This window comes from Actinomycetospora endophytica (assembly GCF_021026375.1).
GTDB lineage: Bacteria > Actinomycetota > Actinomycetes > Mycobacteriales > Pseudonocardiaceae > Actinomycetospora > Actinomycetospora endophytica.
In genome coordinates this window covers 1-12,637 of the sequence record NZ_JAJNDB010000003.1, presented here as the reverse complement: position 1 = coordinate 12,637, position 12,637 = coordinate 1, and the positions used below count along the sequence as shown (strand labels likewise).

The window sequence follows — 12,637 nt, the reverse complement described above, 5'->3', positions numbered from 1 at the left end:
CCGATGCCCCAGTGCCCCTCGTCCGGCTCTCGGGAGCCGTCATGCGACCCCCGACACTCAGCCCTGACGACGAGCGGCGTACTGCGTCGGCCGGTCGATCCACTCCGCGTCGACCGGGCGGGGGCTGAACCGGCCCGCCACCACCTCGGCCGCCGCGAACACCCCGGCGATGCACGGGCCGTTGACCAGGTCGCCCGACATAGCCCCGGTCACCAGGTCGGCCAGCGGCACCCGCCGCACGACCAGGTCGGCCTCCTCGTCGTCGGCCGCCTCGGGTCGATCGACCTCGTGCAGCCCCCGGGCGAGGAACACCCGCACCGACTCGTCGGCGAACCCGGGGCAGCCGACGACGTCGACGAGCGTCGACCAGTCGTCGGCGGTGACCCCGACCTCCTCGACCAGCTCGCGCTTCGCGGCCTCGACGGGCTCCTCGTCCGACCCGCCGTCGAGCAGGCCGGCCGGCATCTCCCAGATGCGCCGCCCGATCGCAGGCCGGTACTGGTAGATCATCACCAGGCGGTCCTGGTCGTCGAGCGCCGCCACCGAGACCGCGCCGAAGTGCTCGACCTTCTCCCGGGTGGCCACCCGCCCGCCCGGCATCCGCACCTTGTCGCCGCGCAGCGCGAAGATCGCACCGTCGTACAGGATCTCCGAGGAGACGACCTCGAAGGTGTGCGACGCGTGCCCGTCGTGCGGGTCGACCAGTGTCGCCGGCGTCCGCGCCATCGGCGCGCCATCGGCGTCCGACGACCCGCTCCGCGACGGCTCCGGACTCACCGCGACGCCGTCTGCCGGACGCGAACCCCGTCGGAGCCGTTGACCGTCGCGGCGTCCTCAGCGACCTCGCCGTCGGCCGTCGGCGCCTCCGGGTCCGCCGCGGTGACCTCCTCGTGCCCGTGCGAGAACAGCCGCGACGAGGCGTCGTGGCGCAGCGCCGCCGCGACGAAGGCGGCGAACAGCGGGTGGGCGCGCGTCGGGCGCGACTTGAGCTCCGGGTGCGCCTGGGTCCCGACGAAGAACGGGTGCTTCGAGCGCGGCAGCTCGACGAACTCGACGAGCGTCCCCTCCGGCGAGGTCCCGGAGAACACCAGCCCCGCCTCGGCGAGCCGGTCGCGGTAGGCGTTGTTGACCTCGTAGCGGTGCCGGTGCCGCTCGGAGACCCGGCCGGTCCCGTACGCGGCGCGGGTGATCGTGTCCGCGGCGAGCACGGCGGGATAGGCGCCGAGACGCATCGTCCCGCCCATGTCCCGCTCGCCGGCGACGACGTCGGTCTGGTCGGACATCGTCGAGATCACCGGGTGCGGGGTCGCCGGGTCGAACTCGGCGGAGTTGGCGTCGTCCAGCCCGGCCAGTTCGCGGGCGGCGTGGATGACCATGCATTGCAGGCCGAGGCACAGGCCGAGCGCGGGGATCTCGTGACGGCGGGCGTGGTCGAGCGCGCCGATCTTGCCCTCGATGCCCCGCACCCCGAACCCGCCCGGCACGAGCACCCCGTGCACGCCGGCGAGCGCGGTCGCGGCCCCGGCGGTGGTCGCGCAGTCGTCGGACGGCACCCACCGGATCTCGACCTTGGCGCGGTGGGCGAACCCGCCGGCGCGGACCGCCTCGGTCACCGACAGGTACGCGTCGGGAAGATCGACGTACTTCCCGACGACGGCGATGGTGACGGTCTCGGTGGGCTGGTGGACGCGCTCGAGGAGGTCGCCCCACACCGTCCAGTCGACGTCGCGGAACGGCAGCCCGAGCCGGCGCACGACGTAGGCGTCGAGGCCCTCGGAGTGCAGCACCTTGGGGATGTCGTAGATCGACGGAGCGTCCGGGCAGGCGACGACGCCGTCGTCCTCGACGTCGCACATCAGGGAGATCTTGCGGGTCATCTCCTCGGGGATGTGCCGGTCGGCGCGCAGGACCAGGCCGTCGGGCTGGATACCGATGTTGCGCAGCGCCGCGACCGAGTGCTGCGTCGGCTTGGTCTTGAGCTCGCCCGACGGGGCGAGGAACGGCACGAGCGAGACGTGCAGGAAGAAGCAGTTGTCGCGGCCGATCTCGTGGCGCAGCTGCCGGGCGGCCTCGAGGAAGGGCAGCGACTCGATGTCGCCGACGGTGCCGCCGATCTCGGTGATGACGACGTCGGGCGAGTACCCGTCCCCGGAGTCCTGCATCGCGAGCACCCGCGACTTGATCTCGTCGGTGATGTGCGGGATGACCTGCACGGTGTCGCCCAGGTACTCGCCGCGGCGCTCCTTGGCGATCACGTCGGAGTACACCTGGCCGGTGGTGACGTTCGCGCGGGCGGAGAGGTCGCGGTCGAGGAAGCGCTCGTAGTGCCCGATGTCGAGGTCGGTCTCGGCGCCGTCCTCGGTCACGAAGACCTCGCCGTGCTGGAACGGGTTCATCGTCCCGGGGTCGACGTTGAGGTACGGGTCGAGCTTCTGCATCGTCACCCGCAGCCCGCGGCTGGTGAGCAGCTGACCCAGGCTCGAGGCGGTGAGTCCCTTGCCGAGCGACGACGCGACGCCGCCGGTGACGAAGACGTGCTTCGTGGTGCGCGAGTGCTGCATCCTCACATCCCTCCCGTCACGGCGCGGCGGCCGAGCAGCGTGCGGAGGGGGTCGATCCGGGAGTATCGGGCGTTCGGGCACCGGTCCACGGGACCTCACCGTAACACCGGGCGCGGGGTGACCAGGCCCGACTCCCCCACTCGCCCACCCGCGAGGTCAAGCGGGCGGCGCCCCCGCCGCGGGCGCCGCCCCCGCACCCGGCAGGGCTTTCGCCCCCGGTGCGGTGCCATAACTGCCGGACCGTCCCTGGACCTGCTCGCCCGCGGCGAGCACCGTGGCGATCCGACCCGCCGTCGTACCGACCCCGTCGACCGTCGACACCCCGCCCAGGGACGGGTCGGCGCGGACGGCGGCGACCTCCCCGGAGGCGGCACGGGACGCGACGACGGTGCCCGCGCCCCCGGAGTGCACGGCGCCGGCGATCTTCGCCAGGGCGCTCGCGCGACCGGCGGCGTCCGGGGTCGAGGCCGGTCCGTCGCCGGTGACGACGACCGCGACCTGCGCCGGGGCCGGCGCGGCCCCCGGCGCGAGGAACCCGCCGTCGGCCAGGGCGGTGAACGCGGTCCCGACCTCGGCCGGGCTGCTCGTCGGACCCTTGCCGCTGGTGACGAGCGATCCCAGCAGCGCTCCGGTCAGCGCGCCGGCGTCGGTGGTCCGCGGCAGCTGGACCCCCGCGGGCAGCACGCGGGTGACCAGGCTGCGCAGGGCGTCGGCGCGGTCGGGCGCGAGCGTGGCGTCGGTGAGGCCGAGCCGGCCGGTGACGTGCCCGCCCGCCTGCCCGACCAGCCCGGACACCGCGTCGAGGTCGTCCGGCGCGGCGTCGGGCGCGGCGAGGAGGACGACGCTGCGGGCGGCGAGGTGCCCGGCGAGCAGGCCGGGGGCCGCCGCGGCGAGCGCCCGGTCGGACTGGGCCTGCTGCGCGCGGGCGGCGTCGCGGTCGGCGGTGAGGCTCCCGACCTGTCCGTTCAGGTCGGCACGGTCGGAGGACACCCCGCCGAGCATCGACGACGACAACGACGAGGCCCCGAGCGCGACGCCGAGCCCGAGGGCCAGCAGCACCGCGCAGACCGACACCACGTGGTAGCGGAACGACCTCATCCGATGACGCTCCGGTAGACATCCACGACCCACGCCTCGACCGCCCCGCCGGCGGAGCCGACGAGCTGCAGGAGGGACGGGCCGGCGCCGAGCGCGACCGCCGCGACGACGGCTGCCACGAGCACCGACGCCAGCAGGAGCGCGAGTACCGTCGCGGAGCCGCGGGTGCGGTGCAGCGCGCGCACCGCCGGCGCGTCGACCAGCGTCGTGCCGAGCCGCAGCCGGGTGAGGAACGTCGACGGGATCGACCCGGAGCGGCCCCGGTCGAGGAAGCCGCCGAGGCTCGCGTCGAACCCTACGGCCACGACGAGCGAGGCGCCGTGCGCGTGCGCGAGCAGCAGGGCCATGTCCTCGGGGTTGGCCGAGCTGGCGAACGCGACCGGGTCGACCCCGAGGTCCTGCAGCCGGGCCAGGCCCGCGATGTGGCCGTCGGTGTCGGCCGGCACGACGACGTCGTCCGCGCGCCGGGCGAGGCCGGGGTCCAGTTCGGCGACGGTGCCGAGCACGACGGCGGGGGTGTGGCCCGCCTCCCGCAGCGCGCCCGCGCCGTCGCCGACCCCGACGAGCACCGGCTTGTACTCGCGCAGGTACCCCGCGATCGAGCGGAGCTCGGCGAGCGTGCCGGAGCCGCCGGCGACCACGACGACGTGCCGGTCGCGCATCGTCGTGGCGATCGCGGGGACGCCGAGCCCGTCGACGAGCAGCCCGCGCTCGCGGCCGAGGAACTCGCTGGTGTTCGCGGAGAACGCCTCGAGCTGGGCCGACATCCCGCCGCGGGCCTCGTCGAGGAGGTCGGCGACGGTGTCGCGGTCCTGGGCGAACCCGCGCAGCACCTCGCGGTCCCCGACGTGCACGGCGCCGTCGTGCAGCCGGATCGTCGCGCCGTCGGACAGGTCGCTGAACACCCCCGGCCCGCAGTCGTCGACCAGGACCACACCGGCCTCGACGAGGATCTCCGGGCCGAGGTTCGGGTAACGCCCCGAGATCGACGGCGCGGCGTTCACGACGCCGACCACCCCGGCCTCGAGCAGCGCGGTCGCCGTCGAGCGATCGAGGTCGACCTGGTCGATCACCGCGACGTCGCCCGGCCCCAACCGGCGCAGGTAGGCGGGTCCGGTGCCCCGTTCCCCCCGCCGACCCAGCCGGGCCGTGCCGCTGACGCCGGGCGGCGCCTCCGTCGTCCGCGCTCCCCGACCTGGCCATCGCATGCGCCGATGGTCGCCGCCGACGGCGCGGAGACCGTGCCGCCACGCCGACGGAACACTCGTGTCTCACCCGACTCGGGCGCCACATCCGTCACACGGGTAACACGATTACTCCGTGTGTCCGTGTGCCCGCGTCTCAGCCGGCGCGCCGCCCGGAGCGCTGCCCGCCGCGGCGGGAGACCTTGGTGACCCCCTTCGAGATCGGGGTGGGCGGCGGGCTGCCGCGCTTGTCCTCGGCGGCCGCGGCCAGCAGCTCCTCGGCGTGCGCGCGGCCGGTCTCGGTCTCCTCGGTGCCGGCCAGCATCCGTGCGAGCTCGACGACACGCTCGGAGTCGTCCAGCGTCCGGACCGAGCTGCGGGTCACGCCCTCGCTCGCGGCGCCCTTGTCGACCATGAGCTGCCGGTCGGCGTAGGCAGCGACCTGGGCGAGGTGCGTGACGACGACGACCTGATGGGTCTCCGCGAGCCGCGCCAGCCGCCGGCCGATCTCCACCGCCGCGTGCCCGCCGACCCCGGCGTCGACCTCGTCGAACACCAGGGTGGGGATGGTGTCGGCCCCGGCGAGCACCACCTCGACGGCCAGCATCACCCGGGAGAGCTCACCACCGGAGGCGCCCTTGGCGATCGGCAGCGGCGGGGCGCCCGCGTGCGGGGCGAGCAGCAGCTCGACGTCGTCCACGCCGTCCGGCCCGGCCACGACCCGTCCGGCACCCGGCACGTCCAGTCCGGCGGTGTCGGCGGCGCCGGCCTCCTTCTGGCCGACCACGACCTGCACCGAGGCGGCGGCCATCGCGAGCCCGTCCAGCTCGGCGGTCACCGCGGTCGCGAGGCGCTCGGCGGCCTCGGTGCGCACCGCGGTGAGCGCGGCGGCCTGTTCGGCGAGCTCAGCCGCGAGGCGGTCGACCTCGGCGGCCAGCGCGGCCAGCGCCTCGTCGGAGACGTCCAGGGTCTCCAGACGCGACCGGGCGGTGTCCGCCCACTCGAGCACCCCGTTCACGTCGGCGGCGTACTTGCGCGTGAGGCCTTTGAGCGCCGCCTGCCGCTCGAGCACCTGCGCGAGCCGCTCCGGGTCGGCCTCGAGACCGTCGAGATAGCCGGACAGCTCCGCCGCCACGTCGGTGAGCAGCGTCGACGCCTCGGCGAGCCGGGGCTCGAGCGCGGTCAGCCGTGGGTCCTCGGTGCCGCCGAGGCTGCGCCGGGCCTCCGCGACGAGCGCCGTCGCGTCGGGCTCGTCGCCGGTGCCGTCGGGTGGGCCCGCGATGGCGGCGAGAGCAGTCAGGGCCGTCGAGCGCAGGTCGTCCACGTCACCGAGCCGGCGGGCCTCGGCCACGAGGTCGGCGTCCTCGCCGGGCTGCGGGTCGAGCGCCTCGATCTCGGTGAGCCCGTGACGCAGCAGGTCGGCCTCGCGGGCCATCTCCCGGGTGTGGTCGCGGCGCTCGGTGAGCTCGGCGACCGCCGTGCGCCAGCGGCCCCGGATGTCCCGGTAGCGGGCCAGGGCCTCCTCGGCGGGCGCCCCGGCGAACCGGTCGAGCACGGCGCGCTGCTCGGCCGGGCGGAGCAGCCGGAGCGCCTCGTGCTGGCCGTGGACGGCGAGCGAGGCGTCCGAGACGTCGGAGAGGACCGCGAGCGGGACCGATCGCCCCCCGAGGTGCGCCCGCGAGCGCCCGTCGGCGGAGACGGTGCGGGCGGCGATGAGCGACCCGTCGTCGTCGAGCGCCGCCCCCGCGTCACGCGCGACCCCGGCGGCGTCCCGCGTCTCGACGGCGCGCTCCTCGTCCTCCTCGGTGGTCGACGAGCCCGCGTCGGGCAGCACGAAGCGCCCCTCGACGATCGCGCGGGACGACCCACGGCGCACGCGCGAGGAGTCCGCGCGCCCGCCACCCAGGAGGTGCAGGCCGGTGATCACCATGGTCTTGCCGGCGCCGGTCTCGCCGGTGACCGCGGTGAGCCCCGGGTGCAGCTCCAGGGTCGCGTCCTCGATCACGCCGAGGCCCTGGATTCTCAGCTCGGAGAGCACGGCGGTCACTGTAACGACGGGATCCGACAGTCGGGGCCGAACACGCCGATCCGAGTCGAACACATGGTCGAACGGTGGGTGAACCGCGGTGGACGGGTCAGGGACGGCGGTCCGAGCTCAGTCCGCGCGCCTGCCCCGCCACCCCTGGACCGGCAGCTCGAACTTGCGCACCAGCCGGTCGGTGAACGGTTGCCGGCGCAGCCGCACCAGCAGCACCGGCGCCGTCCCCCGCTGGATCTCCACCCGCGAGCCCGGCGGCAGATCCATGGTCCGACGGCCGTCGCACACCAGCACTCCGGCATCGCCGCGGGAGGACACCTCCAGGGCGACCAGCGACTCCGGGGAGATCACCAGCGGCCGGGCGAAGAGCGCGTGCGCGTTCGACGGTACGAGCAACATCGCCTGCACCTCCGGCCAGACGACCGGACCGCCCGCCGAGTAGGCGTACGCGGTGGAGCCGGTCGGCGTCGCGCACAGCACCCCGTCGCACGCGAACTCCGAGACCGGCCGGTGGTCGACCTCGAGGACCACGTCGAGCAGCTTCGCCCAGTTGGTCTTCTCGACGATCGCCTCGTTGAGCGCCCACGTCCGTCCGTGGACCTGCCCGTCCGACGAGGCGACGACGTCCACCGTCATGCGTTCCTCGACCCGGTAGGACCGGGCGATGACGGCGTCGAGCACCTCGTCGACGTCGTCCAGGTCGGCCTCGGCGAGGAACCCGACGTGCCCGAGGTTGATCCCGAGCAGCGGGACCCGGGCCGTGCGGGCGAGCTCGGCCGCCCGGAGCAGCGTCCCGTCCCCGCCCAGGACGATGACGATCTCCGCGCCGTTGGCCGCGTCGTCGTCGGGATCCACTCGACGCGGGCGCTCGTCCTCCGGCAGGTCGAGGAAGAGCCCGGCGCCGGTGGAGTACTCGTCGGGCATCACCCGCATCGTGAAACCGGCGGCGTGCAGCCGCGACGCGACGGTCGAGGCCACCTTGCGGGTGGCCTCCCGCCCGGTGTGGACGACGATGAGCGCGTCCCGGGTCACGGTCTCTCCCGTCATGAAGGGCCTTCCTGAACCGCCCGGCGCACCTGCGCGGTGTCCTGCTCGGGCGTGGTGTGCGTACCCCGCCGGAGGCGCAGGAAGAACTCGACGTTGCCCGACGGCCCCGGCAGCGGGCTGGCCGTCACATCCACCAGGCCGAGGCCCCGCTGGCGGGCGGCCGCGACGACGGTGTCCACCGCCTCGGCGCGCAGCGCGGGGTCGCGCACCACGCCGCCGTGCCCGAGGCGCTCCTTCCCCACCTCGAACTGCGGCTTCACCATCGGCAGCAGCTCGCCGTCCTCGGCCAGGCACGAGGCCAGCGCGTCGAGCACCAGCCGCAGCGAGATGAACGAGAGGTCGGCGACGACGAGGTCGACCGGGCCGCCGATCTGGTCGGCCGTCAGGGTCCGCACGTTGGTCCGGTCGAGGACGGTCACGCGGTCGTCCGTCCGCAGGGCCCACACCAGCTGGCCGTACCCGACGTCCGCGGCCACCACCTCCCGCGCGCCGTGGCGCAGCAGGACATCGGTGAACCCGCCGGTCGACGCGCCCGCGTCGAGGCAGCGGCGGTCCTGCACCACGACGTCGCCGAACGCCTCCAGCGCCCCGAGCAGCTTGTGCGCGCCGCGGCTGGCCCAGTCGTCGATCGTGCCGTCGGGTTCGGGGGTCACGACGACGGCGGCCGCCGTCTCCACCGCCGTCGCCGGCTTGTGGGCCACCGTGCCGCCGACGGTGACGCGGCCGTCGGCGATCAGGGCCGCGGCGTGCTCGCGGGAGCGGGCGAGGCCGCGTCGGACCAGTTCGGCGTCCAGTCGCAGGCGGCGGCTCGTCGTGCGGGCCACCGGCTCAGCCCCGGTCGACGTCGGCGAGCACGGCCACGAGCGCCTCGTGGAGCTCTTCGAACCGGTCGGCCTGGGCGCCGGCGTCGAGCCCCGGGTCCTCGCGCGGCCCGTCCTGCGGCCCATCTCCGGAGGCGGGTTCGGAGGTGTCCAGGTCGGACACGGCCGCGGCGGCCGCGCGCAACCGCGTCAGCGGGTCCGGCTCCGGGACGGCCTCGTGATCCACGGACCCCACGCTAGCCGCTCCCGGCGCGGGGCAACGCGAGCGCGGTCACGACCGCCTCCGCCGTGCGGTCACCGGGGCGCACCGTCGGGTCGCCGGTGGCGGCTGTCGACCACCACGCGTGGCAGAGCGCGCGCAGGGCGGCGAGCTGGGCGGGCCGGTCGGTGGCGTCGTCGGGGGCGTTGTCGGTGGCGCTGAGATGGAGGGTCGTGCCGTCGACGTCGACGTGCCACGACTGGTCACCGTCGACGCGGGCGGCGTCCAGGTTCTCGAGGGCAGCGAGGTCGGCTGCCAGGTAGGTGGGACGCTGGTCGGCGATCGCGGTGAGGACGTCGGCGGGGGTCGAGACGCCGGTGAGCACCAGCAGGGTCTCGGCCTCGATGGCGTGGCCGCCCGCGATGTCGGTGTCGAGCCGGTCGCCGATCACCAGCGGCGTCGTGGCCCCGACCCGCTCGACGGCCTGACGCAGCAGCGGCGCGGCCGGCTTGCCAGCGACCTGCGGTTCCCGACGACTGGCGCTGCGCAGCGCCGCGACCATCGAGCCGTTGCCGGGCAGGAGACCGCGGTCGCTGGGCAGGGTCGGGTCCACGTTGCACGCCACCCAGATCGACTCGCGGCCGAGGACGAGGCCGGCCTCCGCGAGGTCGCGCCACCCGGTGTCCGGGGAGTGCCCCTGCACGACGGCGACCGGGTCCTGGTCCGCGGTACGCACCGGGACGAGGCCGACCCCGCGGATCTCGTCGGCGAGTGCCTCGGTGCCCACGACCAGCACCGTCGCCCCCGACTCGACCTGCCGCGCGAGCACGGCCGCGCCGGCCTGGGCGCTCGTGACGACGTCCTGCTCGGTGAGGGTCAGCCCCAGCCGCGCGAGGTGCTCGCTGACCTCGCCCGGCGCCCGCGACGCGTTGTTCGTGACGTACGAGACGGTCAGCCCGCGCTTCCGGGCCGCCTCGAGTGCCTCGACCGCGCCGGGGATCGCGTCCGGGCCGGCGTAGACGGTGCCGTCCAGGTCGACGAGCAGCGCGTCGTGCCGCGTCATCGGGCGGGGTCCTCCGCGGTGTCCTGGTCGTCGCCCGCCAGGGGCACGTCAGGCAGGTCGTCAGCCTCTTCGGCCTGCCCCTCGTGCTCCTGATCAGCGGGTGCGGCGTCGGCGTCCGCGGCGTCGGCCACGAGGGGCACATCAGGCAGGTTCCCCGACTCTTCGGCCTGCACCGTGTGCTCCTGATCAGCGGGTGCGGCGTCGGCGCTCGCGGCGTCGCCCGCGAGGGGCACATCAGGCAGGTCGTCAGCCTCTTCGGCCTGCCCCTCGTGCTCTTGATCAACCGGTGCGGCGTCGGCGTCACCGACCTCGCCCGCGTCGTCTCCCTCGGCGTCGTCCGTCGCGGCGACGTCGTCCGCCGCGGCCTGCTCGGCGGCGGTCACCTCGTCGTCGGTCGGGGCGTCGTCGAGCTCGACGGGCGGGGTGTCGACCCCCGCCGCGACCAGCGCGGCCCGCTCCTCGGCGTCGGTCTCGCCGTCCATGTCGGTCTGGGCGGCGTCGAGGAACGCGCGCACCGCGTCGTCGCGTCGGCCGGCCGACACGAGGGCCTCGCCGTACGCGTAGAACAGGCGCGGCGTCCAGGGGTCCTCACGGCGGACGTCGAGCTCGGGGACCTGCAGCCCCACGACCGCCGCGGCGTACTCACCGAGGTCACGCCGCGCCCCGGACGTTACGATCAGCAGTTCCATCGCCTCGTCGCGCGGCAGATCGGCCGACTCGGGGCTCCGGGCGATCTCCAGGGCGCGCTCCGGCCGCCCGAGGGCGCGCTCCGCGTCCGCCATGACCGGCACGTGCGGCGCGCCGCCCATCCGCCGGCTGGCCCGCAGCTCCGAGAGCGCCTCGGCCCACTCGCCCGCGTGGTACGCCGCGAGCCCGCAGGCCTCCCGAACGACGGCGACCCGCGACGCCCGGTGCCGCGCGAACCGCGCGTGGGCCAGTGCCGCCTCGGTGTCGTCCTCGAGCAGCTCGCCGACGGCGACGAGATGCCGGGCGACGATGTCGGCGAGGTCCTTCGGCAGCCCGCGGAGGTCCCGGCGGACCTCCTGGTCGAGCATCTCCGGGGTCACCTCGTCGGGCAGCGCCGGCTCGACGGGGCGGGCCTCGGCGTCCTGGTGACGACGCGGCCGGTCCTCGGCCCGGGTGCGCCGGTCCGGCCGGTCGCCGCGGTCGCTGCGGCGGTCGTCGGTTCCCCGGGACCGGCCGCGATCGGGCCGACCCTGGGAGCGGTCGTCCCGGCCGCGGCCCGGACGGTCGTCGCGGCGGCCGGTGGACGCGCCCCCACGCTCGTCACGACGGCCCGCGGATGCGCCACCCCGCTCGTCACGCCGGTCCGACGACGGCCACGGCCCACGGTTCTGGCCCGGACCGTCGTTGCGCCGGTCGCCGCGATATCCGCCCTGACGGCCGTCACGGGAGCCGCCACGGCGGTCGTTGCTCCCGGACTCCCGTCGATCCCCGGCGGGCGCATCGGTACCCCCGCCTCGCGGGCCGTCCTCGCGGCGCTGCGACTGGCGGGAACGGTCGTCGTCGCGGGGGCGGTCGTCACGCCCACGCGGGCGGTCGCCGCGCGGACGCTCATCGCCACCACGCGGGCGGTCGTCACGGCCCCGGGGACGATCGTCCCGGCCTCGCGAACGCACGTCGCCACCGCGCGGACGGTCGCCCGACCCCCGGGAGCGCTCCCCCTGTCCGGGTCCGCCGCTGGAACGGTCGTCATGACCGCGCGGGCGGTCGCCGCGGGTCCGGGTGTCGTCACCCCGACCCTCGCGGCCCCGGGGCCCCTCCGAGCCGCGGAAACCCTGGTCGCGGTCGCCACCACGCCCGGAACCACCGTCACGGCCCGACCCGGACCGGGTGTCCTGGTCACGCGACCCGCGGCCACCGCCGTCACGAGAGCCACCCTCGCGAGGGCCGCCGTCGCCGTCGCGCCAACGCGGGCGCCCAGCGCCCGGCCCGCCACCTGACGCGCGGTCCCGACCCGGCGCGCTGTCCCGCCGAGCACCGTCGCGGCCCCGGTCGTTCGCTCCGCCGCGAGGCCGGCCACCACGGTCATCGCGCGCGCCGGACCGGTTGTCGTCGCCCCGACGAGCTCCACCGGTGCCCCGGGAGCCCTGGTTCCGGCCGCCGCGGGCGTCGCCACCGCGGGTGCCGGACTCGGGACGCGAGTCCTGTCGTGTCGGGGACGTTCGGTCGGGTCGGCCGTCCTGCGGGTCCACGGTCACCGATCGTCCTCCTGACATGACGAAACGGGGCAGGACCAAAGCGGTCCTGCCCCGATGTCTCACGCGATCGTCGACCGCGCATTTCACTCTATGAATGTTTTCCACCGTTGTGGTGGGGGTGGTTGGGTGTTCCGGCGGTGTCCTACTCTCCCACGACCTGGCGGTCGCAGTACCATCGGCGCTGGAGGGCTTAGCTTCCGGGTTCGGGATGGGACCGGGCGTTTCCCCTCCGCTGTGGCCACCGGAACACCGAACCACCCCCACCCGTGTTCGGGGTGGGGTTGGGGTGTGCAGTGTGTGGACGCGAGCAGCGCTTTTGTTCTTGATGTTTGCTTGTCAGTCACCTGGTTGCTCGTGTGTGAGCAGTGGTGGTGTGTCGGGCAAGTCCTCGGCCTATTAGTACC

At 75.2% G+C, this 12,637-nt stretch carries 11 protein-coding genes and 1 rRNA gene; 1 reads left to right on the top strand and 11 read right to left on the bottom strand.

Annotation, left to right across the window (positions count from 1 at the left end):
• Positions 1-57 precede the first annotated feature (57 nt).
• From LQ327_RS15415 to LQ327_RS15370, 10 genes are all read right to left on the bottom strand, one after another.
• Positions 58-726, bottom strand: a complete 669-nt coding sequence (locus tag LQ327_RS15415) for an NUDIX domain-containing protein (protein ID WP_230735159.1) — start codon at positions 724-726, stop codon at positions 58-60.
• 47 nt (positions 727-773) lie between these two features.
• Positions 774-2,561 carry a CTP synthase gene (gene pyrG, locus LQ327_RS15410; protein ID WP_230735157.1) on the bottom strand — a complete coding sequence of 596 codons (1,788 nt, stop codon included), beginning with the start codon at positions 2,559-2,561 and terminating at the stop codon, positions 774-776.
• A gap of 156 nt (positions 2,562-2,717) precedes the next feature.
• Positions 2,718-3,659 carry a copper transporter gene (locus tag LQ327_RS15405; RefSeq protein WP_230735154.1) on the bottom strand — a complete coding sequence of 314 codons (942 nt, stop codon included), beginning with the start codon at positions 3,657-3,659 and terminating at the stop codon, positions 2,718-2,720.
• Positions 3,656-4,867 carry a putative cytokinetic ring protein SteA gene (gene steA, locus LQ327_RS15400; RefSeq protein WP_230735151.1) on the bottom strand — a complete coding sequence of 404 codons (1,212 nt, stop codon included), beginning with the start codon at positions 4,865-4,867 and terminating at the stop codon, positions 3,656-3,658. The genes LQ327_RS15405 and steA overlap by 4 nt, the downstream gene beginning before the upstream one ends.
• Positions 4,868-5,000: 133 nt before the next feature.
• A complete protein-coding gene (recN, locus tag LQ327_RS15395; protein WP_230735147.1) occupies positions 5,001-6,881 on the bottom strand; it encodes a DNA repair protein RecN in 1,881 nt (626 codons plus the stop codon).
• A gap of 117 nt (positions 6,882-6,998) precedes the next feature.
• A complete protein-coding gene (locus tag LQ327_RS15390; RefSeq protein ID WP_230735145.1) occupies positions 6,999-7,928 on the bottom strand; it encodes an NAD kinase in 930 nt (309 codons plus the stop codon).
• Entirely contained in the window at positions 7,925-8,752 is an 828-nt protein-coding gene (locus LQ327_RS15385) for a TlyA family RNA methyltransferase (RefSeq protein WP_230735143.1), read from the bottom strand. The genes LQ327_RS15390 and LQ327_RS15385 overlap by 4 nt, the downstream gene beginning before the upstream one ends.
• A gap of 4 nt (positions 8,753-8,756) precedes the next feature.
• Positions 8,757-8,975 carry a hypothetical protein gene (locus LQ327_RS15380; RefSeq protein ID WP_230735141.1) on the bottom strand — a complete coding sequence of 73 codons (219 nt, stop codon included), beginning with the start codon at positions 8,973-8,975 and terminating at the stop codon, positions 8,757-8,759.
• A 10-nt stretch (positions 8,976-8,985) separates the two neighbouring features.
• Positions 8,986-10,011: an HAD-IIA family hydrolase gene (locus LQ327_RS15375; RefSeq protein WP_230735139.1), complete on the bottom strand. Its 1,026-nt coding sequence runs from the start codon at positions 10,009-10,011 to the stop codon at positions 8,986-8,988.
• Positions 10,008-11,066, bottom strand: a complete 1,059-nt coding sequence (locus LQ327_RS15370; protein ID WP_230735137.1) for a hypothetical protein — start codon at positions 11,064-11,066, stop codon at positions 10,008-10,010. Before LQ327_RS15370 ends, LQ327_RS15375 begins: the two co-directional genes overlap by 4 nt.
• Here LQ327_RS15370 and LQ327_RS15365 point away from each other — a divergent pair.
• A complete protein-coding gene (locus LQ327_RS15365; protein ID WP_230735135.1) occupies positions 10,995-11,975 on the top strand; it encodes a hypothetical protein in 981 nt (326 codons plus the stop codon). The two genes, LQ327_RS15370 and LQ327_RS15365, sit on opposite strands and share 72 nt — an antisense overlap.
• 387 nt (positions 11,976-12,362) lie before the next feature.
• Here LQ327_RS15365 and rrf read toward each other — a convergent pair.
• Positions 12,363-12,479, bottom strand: a 5S ribosomal RNA gene (gene rrf / locus LQ327_RS15360).
• Between the last annotated feature and the right edge of the window lie 158 nt (positions 12,480-12,637).